Below are 25,538 nucleotides of genomic sequence, written 5' to 3' on the forward strand. Positions count from 1 at the left end.
GCAATGTAGTTATACGGCGTTTCTTGCCAAGACAAATAGTCGAACATTACGATAAATTACGAATTGATTACAAAAAACAACAAAGGTCTTAAACAACTTTTAATAAATATTAATAAAAGCTATAATTGTTAATAATAGTATACGAATTTGGAGGATAGAAGATGGAAAAGGAAATCATTGCTAGAAAAGAACGGAGACGTTTAGAAGAAACAAAACGTTTTCGTAAAGTAAAACGAGGAGCAGCGCTTGTGGGAACAGCGATGGTCGGTTGTTCAGTTGCTGCTCCATTGGTACAACCCGTTCCTGTCAACGCAGATGACACACCCGCACAATTCGGTGCACGGATCAATACCTCTGCATTCATCACAGAAATCGCGACCTATGCACAGCCGGTCGCTCAAGCAAATGACTTATATGCTTCCGTAATGATCGCGCAAGCAGTCGTCGAAAGCGGCTGGGGAAGCAGTTCTCTTTCTCAAGCACCTTATCATAATTTATTTGGAATCAAAGGGAGCTATCAAGGACAAACGGTTTACATGGACACACTTGAATACTTGAACAACCAATGGGTAAGTAAAAAAGAACCATTCCGTCAATATCCTTCTTTTGCAGAATCTTTCAGTGACAACGCCTATGTACTTCGAAACACATCATTTGGTAACGGCTATTATTATGCGGGAACCTGGAAGAGCAACACTAGCTCTTATATGGATGCGACTGCCTGCTTGACAGGTCGTTATGCAACAGATCCTACTTATGCAGGAAAATTGAACAACATCATCATGACATACGGACTAACAAAATATGATACACCGGCTAGCGGCAACGCAGGCGGCGGAGCTACTGCAGGCACAAGCAACAGCAGTACCGGCAGCAATACAGGGAATACAGCCAATACAGGAAATACCGGGAATGGAGTAGCGAATACATCATCTACTTATACTGTAAAATCCGGTGATTCCGTCTGGGGCATCTCCAATTCTTTTGGGATCACAATGGATCAACTGATCGAATGGAACAATATCCAGAATAACTTCATTTATCCAGGACAAAAACTGACGATCAAAGGCGGTCAGGCAAACGGATCATCGACAACGAATTCCGGAAACAATACGAATTCATCTGGAAACAGCAATGCGGCTTCTGGCGCAGGTCAAGCAACAGGTACAAGATACACGGTGAAAGCTGGCGACTCTGTTTGGAAAATATCAAATGACCACGGCATCACGATGACACAGCTGATCGAGTGGAACAATATCCAGAACAACTTTGTCTACCCAGGTCAAGAGTTGGTCGTTTCCGCCAATGGTTCAAACGCAGGAGCAAGTACTGGCGGATCAAGCGCTTCGACTCCGACAAGCAACCCTTCAGCCAGCACAAGTCAAGATAGATACACCGTCAAGGCAGGGGAATCTGTCTGGAGCGTATCAAACAAAAACGGGATCACGATGGATCAACTGATCGAATGGAACAACATCAAGAACAACTTCATCTATCCAGGTCAAACGTTGATCGTCAAAGGCGGTAACAGTTCAGCAAGTACTACTGCTAATACAACTACACCAACTGCACCAGCTACACCGAATACGTCTGCCAATACAAGTACTGCTGCAACGGGTGATACGATGTATACAGTCAAAGCAGGAGAATCTGTCTGGAGCGTAGCGAACAAGAATGGGATCACAATGGACCAATTGATTGAATGGAACAACATCAAGAACAACTTCATCTATCCGGGACAGCAAGTGATCGTGAAAAAAGGGAATACACAAGGACAAGCCGCTGCAGGTGCAAAAACGTATACCGTCAAGTCAGGCGAATCGGTTTGGAGTGTTGCTGACAGTCACGGGATTACGATGGATCAGCTGATCGAATGGAACAACATCAAGAACAACTTCATCTATCCAGGTCAAACGCTGATCGTAGCAAAATAAAAGCGGATTTTGAGGAAATAACAATTGAACTTGTTCAGAATATTTGTTACTATGAACCTACTTAAATATGACAACATTTGAAAAGGAAGTAGTAAAAAGACAGAAGTTTCAGAGAGCACATGGCTGGTGAGAATGTGTACGGATGCTTTTGAACTCGCCTTTGAGTTGCACCTGCTGAATCTCAATAGTAAGCAGGGGCGGTGACGGCCGTTACAACGTTCGAGGCCTTTCTTTCAGGAAAGGCAAAATTAGGTGGTACCACGTAGATTACGTCCTATAAAAAGAGCAATCTTTTTATAGGATTTTTTTTTTACTAGGTTTCAATAACCAAGTAAGCATTGTTTCTTATAGAGCAGGAGGACAGAAAAATGAGTTACAACCATAAAGAAATCGAAAAAAAATGGCAAAAGTACTGGGCAAAAAACAATACATTCAATACCCATGATGATCCTGAAAAGCCAAAATTTTATGCACTGGATATGTTTCCTTATCCATCTGGTCAAGGGTTGCACGTAGGACACCCAGAAGGCTATACAGCCACTGATATCCTTTCCCGAGTAAAACGAAGTCAAGGATTCAACGTACTGCATCCAATGGGGTGGGACGCTTTCGGTCTTCCCGCAGAACAATATGCGCTAGATACAGGTAATGATCCTGCAGAGTTCACCCAAAAAAACATCGAAACATTCCGTCGTCAAATCAATTCACTTGGTTTCAGCTATGACTGGAATCGAGAAGTCAATACAACTGATCCAGAATATTACAAATGGACACAATGGATCTTTACGAAACTTTACGAAAAAGGATTGGCTTATGAAGCGGAAGTGGCGGTCAACTGGGTGCCAGAACTAGGGACAGTCATTTCAAACGAAGAAGTCATCGATGGAAAAAGCGAGCGTGGCGGATATGATGTGATCCGCAAACCGATGCGTCAATGGATGCTGAAAATCACCGCTTACGCTGATCGTCTGCTGGACGACTTAGAATTAGTCGACTGGCCTGAAAGTATCAAAGAGATGCAACGTAACTGGATCGGACGTTCGGTCGGTGCAAACGTTGAATTCAAAGTAGCTGGGACAGATCGTTCATATACAGTCTTTACTACTCGTCCGGACACGTTATTTGGGGCTACTTATTCTGTATTAGCACCAGAATTGGATCTTGTCCGAGAAATCACGACACCGGAACAAAAAGAAGCAGTAGAAGCGTATATCGAAGAAACAGCGAAAAAATCAGATTTGAAACGAACAGACTTGGCAAAAGAAAAAACAGGTGTATTTACTGGGGCATATGCCATCAATCCAGTGAATGGAAAAGAGATCCCAATCTGGATCGCTGATTATGTGCTGGCTTCATACGGAACTGGTGCGATCATGGCGGTACCTGCGCATGATGAACGTGACTTTGAATTTGCCAAAACATTTGGGTTAGAGATCCTTCCTGTAATCGAAGGCGGAAATGTCGAAGAAGCAGCCTATACAGAAGACGGTACGCATATCAATTCTGAATTCTTAAATGGAATGAACAAGCAAGAAGCAATCGATAAAATGAACGAATGGCTGGAAGAAAATGGCGTGGGTAAAAAAGAAGTCAGCTATCGTCTGCGTGACTGGCTATTCTCACGGCAGCGTTACTGGGGCGAACCAATCCCGATCATCCACTGGGAAGACGGTACAGTGACTGCTCTACCAGAAGAAGAACTGCCACTTCGTTTGCCGAAAACAACGAATATCAAGCCAAGCGGTACGGGTGAATCACCATTAGCGAATATCGAAGAATGGGTAAACGTCGTTGATCCAGTAACTGGGAAAAAAGGACGCAGAGAAACCAACACGATGCCGCAATGGGCAGGAAGTTCTTGGTATTACTTGCGTTATATTGATCCGCATAATAAAACAGAGCTAGCAGATTACGAAAAACTGGAACGCTGGCTACCTGTCGATATCTATATCGGTGGAGCAGAACATGCCGTACTTCACTTGCTGTACGCACGATTCTGGCACAAATTCTTATACGATATCGGTGTCGTTCCTACAAAAGAACCATTCCAAAAATTGTATAATCAAGGAATGATCCTAGGGGAAAACAACGAAAAAATGTCAAAATCCCGCGGGAATGTCGTCAACCCTGACGATGTGGTCGAAACTTATGGCGCAGATACCTTACGGATGTATGAAATGTTCATGGGACCATTAGATGCTTCGATCGCTTGGAGTGAAAACGGACTAGAAGGCAGTCGTAAATTCTTGGATCGTGTATGGCGTTTGATCGTTGATGAAAACAACAAGATGCGTGACCGTATCACGACACTGAATGACGGAAAACTTGATAAAGTATACCATCAGACAGTGAAAAAAGTGACCGAAGACTACGAGAATCTGCATTTCAACACAGCAATCTCTCAATTGATGGTCTTTGTCAATGAAGCGTACAAAGTGGATGCACTTCCTTACGAATATATCGAAGGCTTTGTCCAGTTACTTGCACCGATCGCACCACATATGGGCGAAGAACTATGGGCGATCCTTGGAAACGAAGGCGGCATCTCTTACGCACCATGGCCAGTATATGATGAGGCAGCTCTTGTGGAAGACGAAGTCGAAGTAGTTTTCCAAGTCAATGGTAAAGTCCGAGCTAAAAGCAATGTCCCTCGTGATCTAGGAAAAGAAGAGCTGGAAAAAGCAGCACTGGCAAATGAGACTGTACAAGAATATATCGAAGGTAAAACAGTAAGAAAAGTCATCGCTGTACCAAACAAACTAGTCAATATCGTCGTGCAGAATTGATCCGTCTATCACTCGAAAACGACACAACAAATATCATTTAATAAAAAGCAAGCAAGATAGAATCTAGTTTTCTATCCTGCTTGCTTTTTTTCAGTTATTTGATAAGGTGGATATGTAAGCGAAAACAAAAAAATTGGAAATCAGGTATTCAAGGAGAGGTTGTTACCATAATAGGGGGTGCAGGATGAAAGAGTATAAACATAAAGAAGAACTAATTGAAGCGATCAAAAACAGCTATCAGAAGTACATCACAGAATTTTCGGATATCCCGGAAGAAGACAAAGATTTGCGTAGTGAAGAAACAGAAAAAACACCTTCCGAACATTTATCCTATCAATTAGGATGGATCAATCAACTATTGGCATGGGAAAGAGATGAAAAAAACGGGATCAAGGTCCAGACACCTGCAAAAGGGTATAAATGGAATAACTTAGGTGGTTTATATCAGCATTTTTACGAAACCTATGGAACAAATTCCTTGAAACAGCAGAAACAGTTATTGGATCGCGCTGTGAATGAATTGTGTCATTGGGTCGAAACTCTTTCAGAAGTAGAGCTATTCGAGCCAGAACAGCGGGAGTGGGCAACCACAAAAGCCAAATGGCCCTTGTATAAATGGATCCACATCAATTCTGTCGCGCCATTCACTAATTTTCGACCAAAAATCCGAAAATGGAAAAAAACACTAAACAAATAAGTCATAAATAACAGTCTATCCAAAAGAGCAACCTACCGTCTTTTGAATAGACTGTTTTTATGGACTCTTCTCAAGGAAGATCGGTGAAACGCTCTACTTTCATTTTCAGATGATATTTCTTTCTCAGCTCAGCGATCTGATTCATCATTTCAGATTTATGATGACGGTCGATTGCTTCCTGGTCCGTCCAGCGATCGATCAGTAATACTGACTCCGGGTCTTCAAGTGGGAAATAGTATTCATACTTCTCATTTCCCTCTGCTGCACGAATCGCTTCGACGATTTTTCTTTCCATCATTTCTTCTGCGAATTTTCTTGCCCGACCATTTGTACTTGTATATAAGATATGCACTGTGATACTCATTGAAGCAGCCACCTCGATCGTTAAATTTTTTGAATCCAAAAAAAGCATACCATATGTAAAAAGATTCGTACATCTTGACATTGCTCCTTTTTTTCCGTAACGATAAGGAAATAGTTGTTTTGAATAGAAAACGATTACATTCTATACTAGATACACAAGCTGAATCAGCTGAGTATGACTTATAAAAGGAGCAGACGGTTATGAAAAAGGCATTGATCATTTGTGCAGCAGGGATGTCATCCTCGATGATGGCATCAAAGACGACAGAGCTTTTTAAAGAAAAGGGAGAAGAAATCATGGTAGATGCAGTTTCTGCAACCGAAGGGGATAATATGATCAGGAATAGCGACTTCGATTTGTTTTTGATTAGTCCGCAAACAGCTATGTTTTTGGCTAAATTCAAAAAGTTAGGGGAGAGTGTCGGAAAACCGGTAGTCAGCATCCCTTTCCAAGCCTATGTCCCTATACCAACAGGCATCCAGCAGCTGGCAGAGGTGATCGAAGAAAATATATAGACGAATAGGAGCGGGGAATAATGAAACAGAAGGAAAAAATATTGCTGAGGTATTTGATCGAACGGAAAGACGAATATGTCACCAGTCGATATTTGGCTTCTGAGTTGTTATTGTCTGATCGGACTGTCCGGAATTATCTGCATCATTTGAAAGAAGCAGTCGAGAAAAACGGTGGCAGGATCATCGCGAAACAAGGACAGGGCTACCAGCTCCAAATCGTGCATAAACTGACGTTTGATCTATTCTTGAGTCAGCAGGAGATCCTGCCTGGAAGAAGAGAAGATGCCCGAGAAGTGTTTCTTGAATCCGAAGACCGGCAGAAATATCTGTTGAATAAGCTGCTTTTAGAAGAGGAAGTCCTTTTTATGGATGACTTAGCAGAAGAACTGTATCTCAGTCGATCCAGTCTGGCAAAAGATATCAAAAAGATCAAGGCGAAACTTGCTCCTTATTCACTGAAGATCCTCTCAAAATATGGAAAGGGGATGTGGATCGAAGGAAAAGAAAGAGATAAACGGCATTTTATTATGAATACTTTTTTTGGGAGCAGCTACGCGAATTCACTGAAAGAATATTTAGGGAACAGTCATTTTTTCAGCGAAATCAGTTTCGAAGAACTTGCTATGATCATTTTGGACGAAGCAAGAGAAGCAAAACTGAAGATCTCTGACTTTATTATTCAAAATCTTGCCTTACACCTTGCGTTAGGTATCAAACGAATGAGAGCAGGTTTTGAGATCCAAGATTTAGGGATCGAAAATGAACTCTCTGATCGCATGGAATATCAAGTAGCAGAAAAAATCGTCGAACGAATCAAAGTCGTCGCCAATGTCTCCTTTCCGCCAGAAGAAATCTCTTATCTGACACTACATCTCATGGCAAAATCGAATCGGAACGAAACAAAGAGCAACCATACGCTAAAAAAAGAAATAACTAAAGCAATCAGCCATCTGTCACAATACTTCAATGAACCATTAACGGAAGATCAGCAGTTGCAAAATGGTCTGCTGGATCATCTGGCACCAATGCTCGTACGCTTGGAACGAGGGATCACATTAGAGAATCCGCTCACCGAAGAAATCAAAAAAGCCAACCAGCTAGCCTTTGAAGCGACTAAATCCTGCTTTGGCGAGCTACCAGTATTAAGCCGATTTTCAGTGAATGATGATGAATGGGCATATTTAGCCCTCCATCTCATGGCAGCTTTGGAAAAAGCGAAAGCTGCACAGAAAATCCGTGTGCTGATCATCTGTGCGACAGGTTATGGCAGTGCACAGTTATTGAGAAACCGCGTAGTGAATGAATTCGGGAAAACAGTGATAGTGACCGATGTCAAAGGGTATTATGAAATCGACGAAGCAAGCTTGGAAGGTGCAGACTTGATCCTTTCTTCGATCGATCTGTCATCTATGGTTTTCAAATTGCCGGTTCTGCATGTCAGTGTGTTCTTGAATGAAGAAGATGTGCATCGGATTCGCAAGAGCATCACCCAGCTTACCTCGCAGCAGCAGACAGTCACCGACACTTGTACATTTTCTGTCACGCAAAAGCAAAAGATTTATGCTCAGCAGCTATCAGAACGGTTCTTCAAAGTCTATGAGAACAGTCCTGAAAAAGAGACAGTGATCCATGATTTGTTAGAGCTGCTTAGCAGTAACGAAGAAGGAGATTATCCTATAAAGATGAAAAAACAGATCAAGCGACGCCAAGAGATGGGGCAGATCATTTTCAGTGACACCGTAGCTGTTCCGCATCCAGCTATTCCTATAGGAGTTGAAACAAAAATCGCAGTGGCATTGATCCCTGATGGTATGCAGTGGGATGACTATGGAAGGATCCGATTTGTTTTTCTCGTTTCCCCATCTTATATCGAAAATGAAGGAATCACTGTCGTCACGAAAGCAATCGTGAAACTGGTGGATCGACTCGAAATCCAACAAGCAATATTAGCTGAACCAACCTTTGAGAATTTCAATACATCTTTTATCAAACTGATTTAAAGGAGGAGAACACGTGACTGATAAATTAACTAGCGAAACCTTGCAGGTCATATCTTTTGATATCATCCTCCATAGCGGAAACGCTCGAACGCTGATCCATGAAGCATTTGCAGCTATGCGTGAGGAAAAGTACGAACAGGCAGAGCGAAAACTTCAAGAAGCCGACGAAGAGATCCTGGAAGCCCACAAATCACAGACCAACCTTCTCAAAGAATATGCGGGTGGAACAAAAATCGAAATGGAGATCATCATGGTCCATGCACAGGATCACTTGATGACGACGATGACGTTACTGGAAGTAGCAAGAGAAATGAGCTATTTATATCAGAGAGAACCAAGAGAGGAGGGAAAGAAATGAACACTGCTGAAAAACGGAACCAGGAGCTGGAAAAAAAGAAGCTGAGTATAAAAATGATGTATTATAATCGTTATTTGTTGATTCGCTATCTGACAGCATTTTTCTTTTTCATCCATCTTAATTGGCTAGCACTGCTTCTTTTTGCTGGCAGTGATTGGTTAGTTTTGCCATTGGGATTGCTCATAGCGATACTTCCGGCAGTCTGGGAACAGGTCCTTCTTTATCGAAAGCATCAATCGGTCGTGCGGATGACTAGAAATTACTTTTTTGTACAGATGATAAGTAACCTATTCTTATTCGGGATACTGTTCACCGATAGTTACGAGGAACTATTTCCATTCATGGCAAATAGTATGGAGACGAAGCAGATCGTTTCCTTGATGATTGTAAGCGGTATCTTTATCTGTGTGTTTGTCCAGCATCGCTTGAAACAGATTGCTACTGATCAGGATCGTCATTTCGGACGGATCAAACAATATGAAAAAATACTGTATTCAGGAAAGGAGAGTCACTAATGTTTAACTTTTTGCAGAAATACCTGATGGGACCTATGGGGAAAATCGCACAGCTGAAAATCGTCCGAGCGGTCATGGCTGCTGGGATGGCATCCATTCCTTTTACGATCGTAGGTTCGATGTTTTTAGTATTGAATATCCTGCCTTTGCCGTTTCCATTTCTAGAAGGATTCTTCAATGCGACATTTTTCAAGGTCAGTGATCTATACATGATCGTCAATACGATGACCATGGGGATCTTATCTATCTATTTTGCCATTGTTTTTGCTTATGAACTGACTTCGATCGAAAAAGAGGAACAAGGATTGAATGTCAACCCACTGACTGGCGCGCTCTTATCTGTTTTTGCTTTCTTCATGTGTATCCCAGAATTGATTATGTCAGATGGAAAGCTCAGTCTGATTGCTTCTGTCAATGACACAGAAACAGTCGTCAGTGGTATACGAATGGGGGCTTTTGTCGAACGTCTAGGCACATCAGGGATATTCACAGCGATTATCATGTCTATCATTGCCGTTGAGTTGTATTGTCTATGTGTGAAGCGCAATTGGGTGATCAAAATGCCGGATGTCGTTCCTCCAGGTGTTTCGCGTTCATTTACTGCACTGATCCCGACTTTCGTGATCGCCTTTGCCGTGATGATCATCAACGGAGTGCTCATTGCATTAGGAACAGACATCTTCAAGATGATCGCTATCCCATTTGGTTTCGTGACACAACTGACGAATACGTGGCTTGGCGTCATGATCATTTATTTCCTGATCCATGCATTGTGGATCGTAGGAATCCATGGAGCAAATATCATCACTTCTTTCCTGACACCGATCGTCTTGGCAAATATGGCAGCAAATGCTCAAGGTGCAAATTATCCGCTAGCAGGGGAATTCAATAATTCTTATGTGACCGTCGGAGGATCAGGAGCTACGCTAGGATTGATCATCTTCATCGCTTTCCTTGCCAAATCCGATCAGCTGAAAGTTTTAGGAAAAGCTTCTTTTGTACCAGGACTATTCAATATCAACGAGCCGATCATTTTCGGGATGCCGATCGTATATAATCCTTATTTAGCGGTTCCTTTCTTCTTAGCGCCCATGGCATCTGCATCGATTGCTTACTTCGCGATCAAATTAGAGATCGTCAAACCGATGCTGGCGCAAATGCCATGGCCTTCTCCTGTAGGGATCGGAGCATTCGTCGGCAGTGGCGGTGATTGGAAAGCGGCGGTTCTAGCTGTGTTTTGTGCAATCGTCGCATTCATTATCTGGTTTCCGTTCATTAAATTCTATGACAATAAATTATTGAGTGAAGAAAGGGAGAAAGCGGCAGAATTAGCTAGCGAAGTCCCAAGTTAGAAAACGAATAGAAACCCTCTCTCCTAAAAGGTTAGTTTATCGTGGAAGAGGGTTTTTTTGTACAAAAATCAGGGAAGAACCCCTACGGACTGAGCGATGCCTAGAAATGTGAATATCAGATAAATGATCAGAAAAAATAGAGCGATCCTTCCACCTAAACGCGCAAAAAAATCAGTCTGGTGGTTTCGACTCATCAAGTAAGAAAAAAGTAGCAGTAACCATCCAATGATCGAGGCATCAACTGGCAAATGGAGATTTCTAAAAAAAACGGCCCCAAATTTACCACTTTGCAAATCCAAAGTTAGAAAAATGACAGTAGAGATTGTAAGTACGAATAAGAACATACCTGAATGGAATAATTTATTCATGACGACTCTCCTTTTCAAAGATTCATTTACTTAACCGTACCAGAGTTCTACATAGAAAAAAAGCTTCTATCTATATATTGAATGTTATTTAATAGGCTTTTTTGATAAAGAGAAAACAAAAAAACTGCGAATGTTTTTCGCAGTTTTTGTTATATAAAATGACGGTTATGCACCATGCTCTACAATCAATCGCTTCACCACGGCATAATCTCCTTCATATGGTTCATCCACACCATTGATTTTTTGATAAGGATCGACGCCTTTTCCTGCAATGACGACGGAATCTTCTGGTCGGCTTTCCGCTAAAGCACGTCGAATCGCTTCAGGACGATCCATCTCGTAATGGACAATCAATTCTGGATTAGTGATTGCTTCATTGATCTCTTCCGCGATTTTTTGAGGATCTTCGAATGCCGGATCATCTGCGGTCAAAAAGGCTACATCAGCCGTTTCAGATAATACTTTTCCAAAATCATGGCGACGTGAGATTGCCTTGTTTCCAGGGCTTCCTAGGACCACGATCACACGACCATCTGGATGTTCGCTTTTGGCAAATTCAAGCAAGGTCTTCAAGCTTAAGTAATTGTGTGCATAATCTACATAGACATGAGCACCGTTTGCCTGTATCAGCTGGTCCATTCGACCGGGTACGCGAGCTTCTTTCAGTCCATGCTGTGCGTCTTGGCTTGTTGCGCTAGTTAGAGCTGCTGCGATGATCGCACTAGCGGCATTTTCCTGATTGAATCCGCCAGCTAGCAAGATATCATAAGCAACATCAACGATAGCTAAGTGATCTTCACGAGAAGACAAAGTAAATCCGTGTTTGCCATGATCTGTACCGATCACTTGATAGTTGCTTTCTTCTGAACGTCCATAAGTGATCGCTGGGATCTGGAAGGTCTCTGCCGTTTCCTTCAGTAATTCAAAATAGTCGCTTTCGTGGTTCAAGATAACAGTTTTTGAATTCACGATCAGTTGTCGCTTGCAATAAAAGTAGTCATCGAATGTCGGATGCTCGATCGGACTGATATGGTCAGGAGAGATATTCAAGAAGATCCCTACATCTAAAGTCAATCCGTACACGCGCTGTGTTTTATACGCTTGGGAAGAAACTTCCATGACTAGATGAGTCATGCCGTTGTTCACTGCTTCTGCCATCATGCGGTATAGATCCAATGATTCAGGTGTTGTCAAATGAGACTTGAAATACGTTTTGCCATCCAGCGTCGTATTCATCGTCGAAAGCAATGCTGTTTTCTGACTTGTCGTGTGATCCAGGATCGCTTTCGTAAAGTAGGCAGCTGTCGTCTTTCCTTTGGTTCCGGTAAAGCCGATCACTTTCAGTTTCGTCTGCGGATAATCATAAAAAGCCATTGCTAGGACAGCCATCGCTTTTCGGATATCTGTGACGATGATCCCGATAGCTGAAGTTTCATAAGGTTGTTCAGATACATAGGATTGGACACCTTTTTCAATCGCTGACTGCAGATACTCTTCTTTGAAATTCATCCCTTTGCAGAAAAACAAAGTTTCTGCGTCTACTTTTCGGGAATCATAGCTGATATAGGTGAATGTTTTCTCAGTAGGGGCATGGAGATGCCAGCCAGACTCAGAGACAAATTCTTTTAGTAGGTTTTCTTTTAACAGTAAATGACGGATATCTTCTAAAGAGAAGCTCATCGATCAATCCTCCGCTTCTTTTGTTTCTTTCAGTTCTTTCGCTTTTATTCCTCTTTGAGTTCTTGATTCATTATAGCACACTCTTTTTGATCTATCGTTTGATTCAGCAAGTACTTCTGAGAATTATCCATCAAATTCGCGTGTGATAGGAGAGAGAGAAACAAGGATTTTCAGAAAAAAAGAGCTGATGCTGATGGACAGCACGACAAAGAGTGTTTCTATGAATCCAAAGACCAGAAAATTCAACAAGACGATACTCATATTGGTCAACAACAATCCAAGCGAGACCGGCAATCGAAAATATTTCTGAAAAATAATCGGCGGGATCGTGACACCGCCATTAGAGGCTCCAACCGTGTAAAGCGTATAAACGCCCAGACTAAATAACAGGCTTCCTGTAACCAACGAAATAAGATGGGAGGAAACAAGAGCAGTTTGAGGCAGAAGATCCAGTACAACAGGAAAAAGGAGACTTCCAGTAACAGTTTTTATAAAGACCGCTTTTCCTAATAAGAGAGCAGCTAAGACCAGCATGGCGAGATTGATCGTCCATACTGCCGCAGAGCGTTGGATCGAAAAAGCAGCTTCCAGTAAATGGCCGATCGCACCCACGCCTGCCGAAGCGATATCGTGAGGAAGCAGGAACCAGTTCAACCCGATCGCAATAAAGAAGATGCCAAGAATAAGAATAGGTAGTTTTTTTAGTTCACGGTTCATAAGAATCTCCTGAGTTTTTACTTGTAAAACGGATAGCTATTCTATTACTTTACCAAAAAACAGAAAACGAATTCAAAAAAATAGGTGTTCTTATAAAAACTATATAAAATCGATTGCCAGTTTCTGTTTTTCCAATTAAAATGATAGTAATGTTTTGTAGAAAGTTGGAATCTAACGGATGGATAATCAAAGAAAACCAGCAACAAATCAACTGTCTCCGCAAGAAAAAATGGCAAGAGGCTCAGCCTGGATGACAGCTAGCAACATTATTTCCAGATTGCTAGGTGCAGTCTACATCATCCCCTGGTATGCCTGGATGGGCGAACACGCAAAGGCAGCCAATGGATTATTCAATATGGGGTATAACATTTATGCATTATTTCTCCTGATCTCTACTGCGGGGATCCCAGCTGCGATCGCCAAACAGACAGCCCGCTACAATTCGCTGAATGAATACGGGACTTCCCGCAAGTTGTTCATCCGTGCACTGCAGATGATGGGCGTCTTGGGCATCCTGTTCGCTTTGTTCATGTATCTGGCATCTCCGTGGCTTGCCCATGCTTCTGGTGGCGGAGAAGAACTGATTCCAACGATGCGTTCGTTAAGTATCGCTGTATTGGTTTTTCCTTGTATGAGTGTCATAAGGGGATACTTCCAAGGAAACCAGGAAATGATGCCGTATGCGCTATCACAAATCGTCGAACAGGTAGCTCGTGTCTTTTACATGCTGCTGACGACCTTTATTATCATGAAGGTGATGAAAGGTGATTATGTGACTGCGGTGACCCAATCGACTTTTGCAGCATTTATCGGGATGATTGCCAGTATACTAGTTTTGCTTTATTTTTTGAAAAAGCATCAGGCATACGCTTCTGTATTTATCAAGTACAGCAAGAACCAAGTAGACATCGCGACCAGAGAACTGTTATTGGATACGGTCAAAGAAGCGATCCCGTTTATCATCGTAGGTTCAGGTGTCACGATTTTCAAACTGGTGGATCAGTTTACCTTTATCCGGATCATGTCTGGGATGACAGAATATTCAAAAGGACAATTACTGGATCTTTTTTCTATTTTCAGTGCCAATCCTGATAAATTGACGATGGTCGTGATCGCTTTAGCTACGTCGATTGCTTCTACAGGACTTCCGCTGATCACAGAAGCTGTAACGATAAAAGACCGAGCTGGTTTAGCAAAATTAACAAGCGGAAATCTCCAGTTGTTTTCCTTTTTCATGTTTCCGGCAACGTTTGGCGTCATGCTGCTGGCTTATCCGTTGAACACATTATTCTATACACCAGATCCTTTAGGCAGTAAAGTACTGATCCAAGCAAGTTTCGTCGGACTGTTTCTAGGATTGTACATGCTAGTATCGAATATGCTGCAGGGGATGTTTGAAAATATGGCAGCAATTCGCTATTTAGCAGTCGGGTTCGTCGTCAAATTACTATTGCAGTATCCGGCGATCCGGATATTTGAAGTTTACGGTCCCTTGCTTGCGACGATGATCGGCTTTGCAGTTTCCTGCTACCTGATTTTGAGAAAGGTGCGAGCGGTCGCGCGTTTCAAAGCGGGATTCGTCTGGCGTAGGACATTACTGATCTTTCTTCTGACCTTGATGATGCTGTTTGTTGCATGGCTCACAAAGCTGATTTTCGGTTCTTTCTTGGATACAGACAGCAAATTCCAGTCGTTTGTACTAGTTGTGGTTGTCGCAGGAGTGGGAGCTCTTGTATATGGCTATCTAGCATTGAAGATAAGACTGGCAGAGAAGCTTTTAGGACCAAGTATGATCCGATTGCGTCACCGGTTGAGAATCAAATAAGGAGCTGTGACAAAAGACTTGTCATAACCTCTTTTAGAAAAGAACAGGAGTATGATGATGCGTTTAGATAAATTTTTAGCAGATATGGGTATTGGCAGCAGGAAAGAAGTAAAAGGATACATCAAAAAGGGAAATGTCGCCGTCAATGGAAAAATCATCAAAAGTGATAAGTTCCAGGTAAAAGAACAAGAAGACGAGATCTTGTATCTTGGGGAAGCGCTGATCTATCAGAAAGATTTTTATTACGTGATGCATAAACCTTCTGATGTTATCTCTGCTACACAAGACAATTATGATCAGACAGTGATCGATTTGCTGGCAGATACGGATTATCGGGACGATCTTTTTCCAGTCGGGCGTTTGGATAAGGATACCGAGGGATTGCTGATCTTGACCAACGATGGTGTATTTGCTCATCAGGTATTATCGCCAAAAAAACATGTGGAAAAAGAATATGCAGCAGAGGTCAAAGGAATCATGACAGAAGAAGATGTAGATGCTTTTTCAAAAGGCCTTGTCATCGATGACGGTGAAGAAACGCTTCCTGCAAAGCTGATCATCGATACAGTCGATAAGGAAAAAGGTGTTTCCAAGATCCGTCTTATCCTTCACGAGGGCAAGTTCCATCAAGTCAAACGAATGGTAAAAGCCGTCGGGAAAGAAGTCACCTATCTCAAACGGATACGGATGGGCAGTTTCAGACTACCAGAAGACCTAGGAAAAGGGGAGTACCGTCAGATGACTCCTGAAGAGCTGGCACAAGTGAAGACGAAAGAAAATTAATGCGAGAAACAAAAAGAATGGTGTAGAAAAAATTCTGCGCCCTTTTTTTTGCTATTGTACGCATTTCAAGGGCAATGCTCAAAATAAGCAGCAGTATTTTTATTTAGTTGTTTGACAAATTATTTTTTTTATAGGAATATTAGAATGATCGTTCTAATATTTTTTAGTGGATGGCTATAGAGGAGAGGAGTCAATTACATGGGAAGAAGAAAAGAGTTTGATACACAAGAAGTGTTGAAGAAAGCAATGGATGTTTTTTGGCAAAAAGGGTATGAACAGACTTCGATGCAAGACTTAGTGGATGCGATGGCGATCCATCGGCGAAGTATTTACGATACTTTTGGAGACAAGCATCGTTTATTTATCCGTTCCCTAAAATTTTATGAAGAAATGATTGAAAAAAACATAGCAGAAAAGATGTCCGAAGAGATGGAGATCATTGAAAAATTGAGAATACTCTTTTCGCTCCTGTCCGTAGAATCAGACCATAAAGCAGGCTGTCTAGTTGTAAATTCAGCAGCAGAACTCTCGAATGTTGACCCTGTTGCGGCTGAAGAAATCCGTTCACTGCTTGAGCATGAAGAACAGCAAATCTTTCACTTGCTTCTCTCAGCACAAGAGAAAAAAGAACTCTCAGCTGACACGAATATAGAAGCGTTGTCTTACTATTTACATAACGCACTTGTAGGGATTCGAGTATTGTCGAAAACGACTGATGATAACAAAAAATTGAATGATATTATCGAACAAACATTGTTAGCAGTCAAATAAAGGAGAATAAAAATGAAAGCAGCACAAATCCAGAAGTATTCAAAAGAGATCAATGTTCAGATTGTGGACATCCCTATTCCTGAGATAAAGGATAACGAGGTCTTGATCAAAGTCAAAGCAGCTGCAGTAAATCCCTTAGATATCTTGAATATTACGGGAGAGGTCAAGCTAATACAAGACTATCAAAAGCCCTTCACCCTTGGAAATGAATTAACTGGAGTAATTGAGAAAGTAGGCAAGGAAGTAACTGATTTTCAAAGAGGAGACAAAGTGTATTCACGACTGCCAATTGATAAAATAGGCGCATTTGCTGAATATGTCGCTGTAGATCAGGAAGCTATTACTTTTTTACCCAAAAATCTTGGTTTTGTTACGGGCGCAGGTGCTCCCTTAACCGGTCTGACCGCTTATCAAGCTATGACTGAACGATTAAGAGTGCAACAAGGTCAAACTATTTTTATCCCGGGTGCTTCTGGGAGCTTTGGTCAAATGGCCGTACCGATTGCTAGACATCTCGGTTTGCAGGTGATTGTTTCAGGAAATGCCACTGCAAAAGAGCGGATGCTCCGATCTGGTGCCCACCTCTATATAGATTATAAAAAAGAGAATTATTGGGAAGTCTTGGATAAGGTCGATTTTGTGATAGATACACTGGGAAATAAGGAGATTGATCATGAGCTTTCTATTGTAAAAAAAGGCGGGAAATTACTCAGCTTGATTGCCGGTCCAAATAAGCAATTCGCGGTGGATCAACATCTTCCAATATGGAAACACTGGTTATTTTGGGCAGCTGGAGCAAAATTAGATAAAAAAGCAAAAAGAGCTGGTGCGACGTATCATTTTATGTTTGTTCAGTCAAACAATGAACAGCTGAGAAAAATTTCAGAAATCATTGAAGAAAAGAATATCATACCTGTTATTGATCCGCACGAGTTTACCATTGAACAAACAAATGAAGCACTCCAACTTGTAAAAAATGGGCATCCAAATGGGAAAGTGGTTATCAAGTTTGATTAAGGAAAAAATGAATGATTTTTGATTGATAATGATTTTTAGGTGGAAATAATCGTAATAACCAGAAAGTGAGAGCTGCTGCTAGACGACTGAATGCTGAACGAGTAAACATGTAAAACTGTTTCTTGTTCAGTATTTTATTACGTTAAATCACGAAGAACATCAGTGGTTCGATGATGTAACGTACTTACTTGATGCTCAAAGCAAAACGCAGTTGTCACTACCTTTCTTCTATAATTTGTTTCATTTTACCTATAATTTGTTTATTTATTCTCTATATTGAAAGCGCTATAATGATGGTGCGATTGAGAGGAAAGGAGTTTTTCGATGAAAAAAAGAAAGGGGTTAACACATTTTTTTGGAAATCTGTGGCGCTATCGGGCGCTTGTATGCATGGCGATTCCAGGTATGCTTTGGATGATTTTTTTCTTTTACATCCCCGTGTTTGCCAATGTAGTCGCGTTCAAAAATTTCCATATTTCAGCAGATGGTTTTCTTGCCAGTCTCAGGGAAAGTCCCTGGGTCGGATGGGAGAATTTCAAATTTTTATTTTCTTCAGATCAAGCTTTCTTGATTACTAAAAACACCATTTTATATAACGTGACGTTTATTTTGTTGAATTTAGTGATCTCAGTTCTTTTTGCTATTATTATGAGCGAGTTGAGGAATAAGCGTCTAGTAAAAGTCTATCAGACGATGTCACTGCTTCCGTATTTTCTTTCATGGGTCATCATCAGTTATTTCGTTTACGCCTTCTTGAGTCCGGATAAAGGGATCTTCAATCAATGGATCACAGGTCATGGTGGCGAATCGGTCAATTGGTATAATGAGCCGAAATACTGGCCGTTTATCCTTGTATTCATCGGGACTTGGAAAGGGATCGGTTACAATAGCATCATTTACTTTGCTTCAGTCATGGGGATTGATCCGACGTATTATGAAGCAGCGATGGTGGATGGCGCGAGCAAATGGCAGCAGATCAAGCATGTCACGATCCCTCAGCTTGTTCCTTTGATGACGATCTTGACGATTTTGGCCGTAGGGAATATCTTCCGAGCGGACTTTGGCTTATTCTACAATATTCCGCGAAATTCCGGTGCATTGTATGAAGTGACCCAAGTACTGGATACTTATATTTATAATGGCTTGACCTCTACTGGGGACTTTGGTATGACGGCTGCTGCCGGATTATATCAATCAGTTGTAGGATTTGTTTTATTAATGATCACAAATACGATTGCACGTCGCTTTGACAGCGAATCTGCATTATTCTAAGGAGGAGAAAAATGAAAAAAAAGAAAGTGGAACGTGTCCAAATCCGCTCGTTCAATAAAACGGCAAACTTTTTCTCTAACCTGCTAATTGGAATCTTTGCGCTGTCGTGTATCTTGCCATTCCTATTCGTTATCGCTATTTCATTCACAGAAGAATCCGTGTTATCTACACAAGGTTACAGCTTCTGGCCAGAGAAATTCAGCACATTCGGTTATACGTATCTTTTCGGACAGATGCAGGATAAGATTTTCCAAGCATTATTCGTCACGATTCTCGTGACTGTCGTAGGTACATTGATCAATAGTACAGCGACGTCTTTGTACGCGTACGCGATTTCACGTTCGAATTTTCCGTTTCGTCGTTTCTTCACGGTATTTTGTCTGATCACCATGTTGTTTTCACCGGGGATGGTCGCGAACTATTTAGTGATGACGAATCTGCTTCAGTTGAAGGATACGATCTGGGCGTTGATCTTGCCAATGGCTGTCAGTCCTTTCAATATCATTGTGATGCGTACCTTCTTCAAACGTTCGGTCTCTGATTCGATCATCGAATCGGCGAGGATCGATGGTGCCACAGAGCTGCGTATTTTCGTTCAGATCGTCTTGCCTTTAGCGGTTCCGGGGATTGCAACGATCAGCTTGTTTGCAGCACTTGGTTACTGGAATGACTGGTTCAATGCGTTGTTATATATACAGGATGACAAATTAGTCCCATTGCAGTATCTCTTGATGAAGATCCAAAGCAATATCCAGTACTTGACACAAAATTCAGGGGCAGGTAGTCAGTTAGCGGGCGGACTCGCTTCTGTACCGGGAGAATCCGCGCGAATGGCGATCGTCGTGATCTCGACATTGCCGATCGCGATCAGTTATCCATTCTTCCAGAAACATTTTGTCAAAGGACTAACGATCGGTGGCGTAAAAGAATAAAGAAACAAAACTATATCATACAAAATTAGGAGGAAAAATGATGAAGTTATGGAAGACACTAGCCTTTACGGGTGTATCAGCGTTGATGGTCGGAACATTGGCAGCCTGCGGAGGATCAGGAACGAAAAACAGTGCAGAGGCAAGTGATTCGGACACCTTGCAGATGTATCAGATCGGGGATAAGCCAGACAATTTTGATCAGCTGATGGAGGTAGCGAACAAGCGGATCGAAAAAGAAATCGGTGTAAAAGTAAATATCAATTATATCGGTTGGGGCGATTACGAAAAGAAAATGAACGTCATCATCTCTTCAGGTGAAAATTACGACATCGCTTTTGCGAACAACTATGTGTCGAATGCACAAAAAGGCGCATTTGCTGATCTGACAGAATTGGCTCCAAAATATGCAAAGAAAGCGTACGATGATCTAGATGAGGCTTATATCAAAGGAAACCTGGTCAATGGAAAATTATATGCCTTTCCAGTCAATGGGAATATCTTTGCGCAGCAAGTACTCACGTTCAACAAGCCGTTATTAGACAAGTATGATTTATCGATTGACGGGATTGAATCGTACGCAGATGCAGAAAAAGTATTGCAGGAATTCCATAAAAAAGACCCGAATACAGCAGCTTTTGCAATCGGACAAGGTTTCAAATTACAAGGAAACTTTGATTATCCATTAGGGAATACTTTGCCATTTGCCATCGATCTAGACGGTGACGATACAAAAATCATCAATCAGTACGATAACAAAACTTATATCGATTTGTTGCGTACCATGCATAGCTGGTACCAGCAAGGATTGATCCCAAGCGATGCAGCAACAAGCAATAAAGATTATCCATTAGAAGGAAATACATGGTTGATGCGTGGCGAGACACAAGGACCATACGACTATGGCGATACGATCCTGACAAATGCGGCCAAACAAGAACTTGTTTCAAAAGCGATCACGATCCCATTGAAATCGACAGCACAAGCTCAAATGGCTAATTTCGTTGTTTCAAATACGTCAAAGAATAAAGAAAAATCAGTTGAATTTCTTGGTTTGCTCAATAGTGATCCTGAATTACTAAATGGATTAGTTTGGGGAATCGAAGGAGAAGCGTGGGAAAAAGTGGACGGTGCAGACAACAAAATCAAACTATTGGATGGCTATAAGCCAAATACCCATATGTCAGCTTGGAATACAGGAAACAACAAAATCCTGTACACGCAAGAATCGATCACAGATGAAATGATCGCTAAAAGAGACCAATCGATCGCAGAAGCAGAAACTTCCCCGATCTTAGGATTCAGCTTCAATACAGATAGCGTAAAAACAGAGCTCAGCAACATCTCAAACGTGATGAACCAGTACTTGGACGGCTTGAATACAGGAACCGTCGATCCGGATGAAACACTGCCGAAAATGATGGATGCACTAGAGAAAGCCGGATATGACAAAGTATTGACCGAAATGCAAAAACAATATGATGAATTCCGAAAATAAAGAGTAAAAAACTTCCCGCGTGTGTTCATCAATCTGACTGGGCATCTAAAGGCATAGATAAAGCAGAGTTCGTGACAATAGTGAAGGTAATGGCATCAACTTTCAGCTTTTGAAGACCTTCTATTTATAGTTCAAGGAGCTGGGACATTTGTCGCAGCTCCTTAAATTTGTATAATGAAAAGGAATACACCAATGATTTGGAGGAACGGGTATGTTAGGGCAAGCACTGGAAACATTGTTTATACGCGTATGGGTCATCATGAAACTGACCTTGTTTTTTTGGATTTATACTTTCGCAGGAGGCGTAGTAGTTGGAGTTGGTCCAGCATTGAAAACAGTGAATGAGCTGTTTTATCTGCATGGATTCGAATACAAAGAGTTGACTTTCAAGGAAGGATGGGAACTGTTCAAGCAATCTTTTTTCAGAGGCAATCTGGTGTTCTGGGGGTTTTTAGCAGGGATTGCTTTGCTGAGTTACAATCTGTACTTGTCCGTTCAAATCAAAGGAATCTTGTTTTTGATCGTTGATTTCATCCTACTTTTCGGGTTGCTTTATGCTTATACGACTTACCAGTATAGTCTGATTCTCGACAGTGAATATCAGATTTCTGTACCGGATTTGTTAAAGCTGAGTTTTGTTTCTAGCTTTTCCAGTTTCTCCACTTTTTTGAAACTAGTCATTGGAGGTGGAGTGATCTTGGTTTTGACGTGGCATTTCAAAGGGTTACTGTTATTTGGCCTGATTGGCTTGCTAACTGTCTGGAATGGCACGGTGACTAAGCAATGGAGAGAAGAGCTGGACGGACAGCTTGAGAGCTATGAATAGATTTCGGATCTTATTTTCGAAAGGAACGTTATTGAATCGTTTGTTGCGTAAATACGCATTAGTCATGATCCTTTTGACTCTGTCAGCAACACTGCTGATCAGTATCCAAACATGGAGACAAACACAAAGCCAGGCAGAGCAAATGACAAATGAAGCTTTGAAAAGTACGAGCAGGATGCTGAATGACAAAACCACTTTGAGCAAGATCATCAAAGATCAGCTACTTGGAAGCTCGGAAAAAATCGAAAATGTCACCACCTATCTTACCCAGCCGATTAACAAATATCTCATGTATGCGTACGATCAGCAGATACAAACGGGTGATTTCCCTTCATTCCCGAATCAGATCAGAGATATGTACGTCAATTATGAAGAAGTCAGTACGTTGTATATCGTTTTCAGCCAGCTGCCGGAATATTTCGAATCCACAAGAGAAGACAAGGGCGGAAAGATAAAAACCGGTACGCCTAAACTGCTTGATGCATTCTATATCAAATTGCCTATCACACAAGGCGGCGCAGAAGTGGGAAGTATGTTTGTCGGATTCCAGAAAAAAGAACTGGATACCACCCTTGAAAATCTGCATTCGTTCAACGGACTATCTTTATACATGATTTCTGGTACAGCAAATCGCTTATATACATTCCATGACAAAGGGATGTCTACTAATATACTGAAACCTCAGGAGGCATCGATCACAGAGAGTCTTCAAAAAAATTCCGAGCTTCCCATAACGGAACTGGATAAAACTAATTTTGTCCAATATCAGGAGTTGCCAGATGATTACCGGATATTAGCTGTCTTGGACAAACAGACAGTCAGGAAGACCGCAGTAAAAAATCTTGCACCGCTACTCATAGGTGTGATCTTGCTGGACGGGATCCTATTAGCATTTTTATATAAGACTTTCAAGCGTTACTCACAACAGATAGACAGTGTGATGGGAGCGATGAATGAAGCATCAGCTGGGAATCTAGATACCCGTATCGATACTTCGCAAACCGAATACGAATTAAAAGTTCTATCGGAAGGGATCAATGAGATGCTTGAGAGTATCAGTCAATTCGTGGAAGACATCTATAAATTGGAAATAAAGCAAAAAGATGCACATATGCGGGCGTTGCAGGCACAGATCAATCCGCATTTTTTATATAATACATTAGAGTATATCCGAATGTATGCTTTAAGCGAAGGGAGCGAAGAATTAGCGGATGTCGTGTATGCTTTTTCTGCATTGCTTAGAAACAACACGAATCAGGAAAAGAAAATCAGCTTGAAAGAAGAGCTGGATTTCTGCGAAAAATATGTCTATCTTTATCAAATGCGTTACCCCAATCGCGTAGCGTATCATTTCACGATCGATTCTACGTTGGAAAAAATCGAAGTACCTAAATTTATCGTCCAGCCTTTAGTAGAAAATTATTTCAAACATGGTATCGATTTTACTCGTCTGGATAATGCACTGAGTGTCAAAGTCTTTCGAAAAGGCCAGTGTGTCAAAATCTTGGTTAAAGATAACGGGAAAGGAATGACCGAAGAACGATTAAAAGCAATCAAGGACAGACTCTCACATCCTAAAGTCGAACTCCATGAATCGATCGGTCTGCAGAATGTGAATGAGCGATTACGGGCAAGCTTTGGCAGCAGCTATAGGATGGAATTGAGTCGAAATGCAGAAGGCGGGCTGACTGTCAGCATGACATTCAAAGAAAGGGGCGCTGAAAATGTATCAGGTACTGCTGGTTGATGATGAGTACATGATTTTGAATGGTTTGAAAAAAATCATCGACTGGAATCATTTGGGGTTTCAGGTCGTCAGCACTGCTGAAAACGCAATGGAAGGTTTAGCGATTCTGGAAAACCAGAAAATCGATCTGGTCGTAACTGATGTGACGATGCCTGAAATGAACGGCTTGGAATTTATCGAAGCTGCGCAAAAAGAGCACCATACGTTTGAATTTATGATACTATCCGGTTATCAGGAATTTGATTATTTGAAAGGCGGCATGCAGTTAGGTGCGATCAATTATCTGATGAAGCCGGTGAACAAATCGGAATTGATCGAAAGTCTGGAAAAAGTCAAACAGCGGCTGGATCGTCAAAATGAACAGAAGAATCAGCAGGAGATCTATCAAGAAGTACTTTTCAATCAATGGCTGAATGAAGAATTAGATGAAGCCAGTGAAGAAGAGATACTAGAAAAAATAGGGTCAAGCCAAAAACGGGTATTACTGGTCCAGTTGCCGCGGATGGATGAAACAAAGGTGAATCGTTGGCTGAAAGAAAATCAGGAACCCTTTTATTATCAGCGCAATTACGGAGAAACCGTTTTGTTCACAATGCTGCTTTCCGAAAGAAATATTTCTACTCTGTGTGATTTCATCAAAAAAACGTACGGGCAGGAAAAATGGCTGATCAGTATCGGTAGGGAAACGAAAGAATCAGATAAAATCCCGGAAGCTTTCCAGCAGGCAAAAGATCATTTGAAACTGCACCAGTTTTATGGCAGGGAGGACCAAAAGATTTTTTATGCCGATCATGCAGCAGTGAAAGAACAGACGATCGATTTTTCTGCTTTTACTCGAGTGCTGCAAGGTGGTCAGTTAGAGACTGCGCAGCAGATGATCACCAGCTTTTTCGAACAATTCCAAACAGCTGTGATGACACCTGAAGATATTCGGCATTTCAGCTTCTTGCTGTTTATGGATATCCAAAGAGAACTGATCAGCCTAGAAGATGAGGAATATTTAGAAGGCGTCCAAACGATCAATCAAGCAGAAACCGTGCAAGAGCTGCATCAGTTTCTCCTGTCATTATTGAAAAATCGGCAAAAGCAAAAGAGATACAGCGAGAATGTCGAAAAAGTACTTTGCATCCTCCATGAACACTACCAAGAACCGCTGACACTCAAAGAAGTATCAGAAAATTTACATCTGAATGTGATGTATCTTGGGCAGCTATTCAAGAAAGAAACCAAAAAGAGTTTTTCTGCTTATTTGAATCATCAGCGAATGGAACAAGCAAAGTGGCTGCTTCTTCACAGCAATCAGAACATCAATGAAATATCAAGCAAGATAGGGTATAACAACACCACTTATTTTTCAAAGCTTTTCAAGAAAATCGTAGGGAAATCGCCAAAGGAATTTCGAGAGCAAAGAGGATGAACTTAGATGAAACAAACTAGAAATCAGCTGTGCCCGCAAAAATCGTTTGTTAAATTTTTGTGGGCACAGCTGATTTCTTTTTTTCAGTGAAAATTTGATTTTTGAAGAATAGATAAAGAAAACAGGCGTATATAAATAGTGAAAGGAGAAAACAAGTGTGAGAAGAG

At 41.4% G+C, this 25,538-nt stretch carries 22 protein-coding genes and 1 other annotated feature; of the genes, 18 read left to right on the forward strand and 4 right to left on the reverse strand.

Annotation, left to right across the window (positions count from 1 at the left end):
- The first annotated feature begins 161 nt into the window (after nucleotides 1–161).
- From G7Y42_RS12015 to G7Y42_RS12025, 3 genes are all read left to right on the forward strand, one after another.
- Nucleotides 162–1,934 (forward strand): LysM peptidoglycan-binding domain-containing protein, encoded by a 1,773-nt coding sequence (locus G7Y42_RS12015; protein WP_165006158.1) that lies wholly within the window; start codon nucleotides 162–164, stop codon nucleotides 1,932–1,934.
- A 67-nt stretch (nucleotides 1,935–2,001) separates the two neighbouring features.
- Nucleotides 2,002–2,214: a binding site (T-box leader), on the forward strand.
- Nucleotides 2,215–2,302: 88 nt separating this feature from the next.
- Nucleotides 2,303–4,720 carry a leucine--tRNA ligase gene (gene leuS / locus G7Y42_RS12020; protein ID WP_165006159.1) on the forward strand — a complete coding sequence of 806 codons (2,418 nt, stop codon included), beginning with the start codon at nucleotides 2,303–2,305 and terminating at the stop codon, nucleotides 4,718–4,720.
- Between the two features lie 184 nt (nucleotides 4,721–4,904).
- Nucleotides 4,905–5,417 (forward strand): ClbS/DfsB family four-helix bundle protein, encoded by a 513-nt coding sequence (locus G7Y42_RS12025; RefSeq protein ID WP_165006160.1) that lies wholly within the window; start codon nucleotides 4,905–4,907, stop codon nucleotides 5,415–5,417.
- 70 nt (nucleotides 5,418–5,487) lie between these two features.
- Here G7Y42_RS12025 and G7Y42_RS12030 read toward each other — a convergent pair whose 3' ends face one another.
- Nucleotides 5,488–5,781: a putative quinol monooxygenase gene (locus G7Y42_RS12030; RefSeq protein ID WP_165006161.1), complete on the reverse strand. Its 294-nt coding sequence runs from the start codon at nucleotides 5,779–5,781 to the stop codon at nucleotides 5,488–5,490.
- 200 nt (nucleotides 5,782–5,981) lie between these two features.
- On the opposite strand from G7Y42_RS12030, the gene G7Y42_RS12035 reads away from it, so the two are divergent.
- Genes G7Y42_RS12035 through celB form a run of 5 tightly spaced genes read left to right on the forward strand, consistent with a single transcriptional unit; the run spans nucleotide 5,982 to nucleotide 10,521 of the window.
- The gene (locus G7Y42_RS12035; RefSeq protein WP_165006162.1) at nucleotides 5,982–6,296 is read left to right on the forward strand and encodes a PTS cellobiose transporter subunit IIB; all 315 of its coding nucleotides are present in this window, start codon (nucleotides 5,982–5,984) and stop codon (nucleotides 6,294–6,296) included.
- Between the two features lie 20 nt (nucleotides 6,297–6,316).
- Entirely contained in the window at nucleotides 6,317–8,296 is a 1,980-nt protein-coding gene (locus G7Y42_RS12040) for a PRD domain-containing protein (protein ID WP_165006163.1), read from the forward strand.
- Nucleotides 8,297–8,309: 13 nt separating this feature from the next.
- Nucleotides 8,310–8,654 (forward strand): PTS cellobiose transporter subunit IIA, encoded by a 345-nt coding sequence (locus G7Y42_RS12045; RefSeq protein WP_165006164.1) that lies wholly within the window; start codon nucleotides 8,310–8,312, stop codon nucleotides 8,652–8,654.
- The gene (locus G7Y42_RS12050; protein WP_165006165.1) at nucleotides 8,651–9,169 is read left to right on the forward strand and encodes a hypothetical protein; all 519 of its coding nucleotides are present in this window, start codon (nucleotides 8,651–8,653) and stop codon (nucleotides 9,167–9,169) included. The genes G7Y42_RS12045 and G7Y42_RS12050 overlap by 4 nt, the downstream gene beginning before the upstream one ends.
- Nucleotides 9,169–10,521: a PTS cellobiose transporter subunit IIC gene (celB, locus tag G7Y42_RS12055; protein WP_165006166.1), complete on the forward strand. Its 1,353-nt coding sequence runs from the start codon at nucleotides 9,169–9,171 to the stop codon at nucleotides 10,519–10,521. Before G7Y42_RS12050 ends, celB begins: the two co-directional genes overlap by 1 nt.
- 68 nt (nucleotides 10,522–10,589) lie before the next feature.
- Here celB and G7Y42_RS12060 read toward each other — a convergent pair whose 3' ends face one another.
- The 3 genes from G7Y42_RS12060 to G7Y42_RS12070 all read right to left on the reverse strand — a co-directional run bounded on the left by G7Y42_RS12060 (nucleotide 10,590) and on the right by G7Y42_RS12070 (nucleotide 13,286).
- Complete coding sequence (locus G7Y42_RS12060) at nucleotides 10,590–10,889, reverse strand: hypothetical protein (RefSeq protein WP_165006167.1); 300 nt, start codon at nucleotides 10,887–10,889, stop codon at nucleotides 10,590–10,592.
- 165 nt (nucleotides 10,890–11,054) lie between these two features.
- On the reverse strand, nucleotides 11,055–12,569 hold the full coding sequence (locus G7Y42_RS12065) for a UDP-N-acetylmuramoyl-L-alanyl-D-glutamate--L-lysine ligase (protein WP_165006168.1): 1,515 nt from the start codon (nucleotides 12,567–12,569) through the stop codon (nucleotides 11,055–11,057).
- 123 nt (nucleotides 12,570–12,692) lie between these two features.
- Nucleotides 12,693–13,286, reverse strand: coding sequence for a YitT family protein (locus G7Y42_RS12070; protein WP_165006169.1), 594 nt, complete (start codon nucleotides 13,284–13,286; stop codon nucleotides 12,693–12,695).
- A 178-nt stretch (nucleotides 13,287–13,464) separates the two neighbouring features.
- Between G7Y42_RS12070 and G7Y42_RS12075 the strand changes: the two genes are divergently transcribed.
- The 10 genes from G7Y42_RS12075 (at nucleotide 13,465) to G7Y42_RS12120 (ending at nucleotide 25,371) form a co-directional block, all read left to right on the forward strand.
- The gene (locus tag G7Y42_RS12075) at nucleotides 13,465–15,111 is read left to right on the forward strand and encodes a polysaccharide biosynthesis protein (protein ID WP_165006170.1); all 1,647 of its coding nucleotides are present in this window, start codon (nucleotides 13,465–13,467) and stop codon (nucleotides 15,109–15,111) included.
- A 57-nt stretch (nucleotides 15,112–15,168) separates the two neighbouring features.
- On the forward strand, nucleotides 15,169–15,894 hold the full coding sequence (locus tag G7Y42_RS12080; protein ID WP_165006171.1) for a pseudouridine synthase: 726 nt from the start codon (nucleotides 15,169–15,171) through the stop codon (nucleotides 15,892–15,894).
- A 198-nt stretch (nucleotides 15,895–16,092) separates the two neighbouring features.
- A complete protein-coding gene (locus tag G7Y42_RS12085; protein ID WP_165006172.1) occupies nucleotides 16,093–16,665 on the forward strand; it encodes a TetR/AcrR family transcriptional regulator in 573 nt (190 codons plus the stop codon).
- A gap of 12 nt (nucleotides 16,666–16,677) precedes the next feature.
- Nucleotides 16,678–17,682, forward strand: coding sequence for an NADP-dependent oxidoreductase (locus G7Y42_RS12090; RefSeq protein ID WP_165006173.1), 1,005 nt, complete (start codon nucleotides 16,678–16,680; stop codon nucleotides 17,680–17,682).
- 324 nt (nucleotides 17,683–18,006) lie between these two features.
- Nucleotides 18,007–18,954, forward strand: a complete 948-nt coding sequence (locus G7Y42_RS12095) for a sugar ABC transporter permease (RefSeq protein WP_165006174.1) — start codon at nucleotides 18,007–18,009, stop codon at nucleotides 18,952–18,954.
- Between the two features lie 11 nt (nucleotides 18,955–18,965).
- Complete coding sequence (locus G7Y42_RS12100) at nucleotides 18,966–19,886, forward strand: carbohydrate ABC transporter permease (RefSeq protein WP_165006175.1); 921 nt, start codon at nucleotides 18,966–18,968, stop codon at nucleotides 19,884–19,886.
- 40 nt (nucleotides 19,887–19,926) lie between these two features.
- Nucleotides 19,927–21,381 (forward strand): ABC transporter substrate-binding protein, encoded by a 1,455-nt coding sequence (locus G7Y42_RS12105; RefSeq protein ID WP_165006176.1) that lies wholly within the window; start codon nucleotides 19,927–19,929, stop codon nucleotides 21,379–21,381.
- Between the two features lie 211 nt (nucleotides 21,382–21,592).
- Nucleotides 21,593–22,207, forward strand: a complete 615-nt coding sequence (locus tag G7Y42_RS12110; RefSeq protein ID WP_165006177.1) for a DUF624 domain-containing protein — start codon at nucleotides 21,593–21,595, stop codon at nucleotides 22,205–22,207.
- Entirely contained in the window at nucleotides 22,200–23,954 is a 1,755-nt protein-coding gene (locus G7Y42_RS12115; RefSeq protein WP_165006178.1) for a sensor histidine kinase, read from the forward strand. Before G7Y42_RS12110 ends, G7Y42_RS12115 begins: the two co-directional genes overlap by 8 nt.
- The gene (locus tag G7Y42_RS12120) at nucleotides 23,932–25,371 is read left to right on the forward strand and encodes a response regulator transcription factor (RefSeq protein ID WP_165006179.1); all 1,440 of its coding nucleotides are present in this window, start codon (nucleotides 23,932–23,934) and stop codon (nucleotides 25,369–25,371) included. Before G7Y42_RS12115 ends, G7Y42_RS12120 begins: the two co-directional genes overlap by 23 nt.
- Nucleotides 25,372–25,538: the final 167 nt, after the last annotated feature.

It is taken from the genome of Enterococcus sp. ZJ1622, assembly GCF_011038845.1.
In the GTDB taxonomy this organism is placed as follows: Bacteria; Bacillota; Bacilli; order Lactobacillales; family Enterococcaceae; genus Enterococcus_B.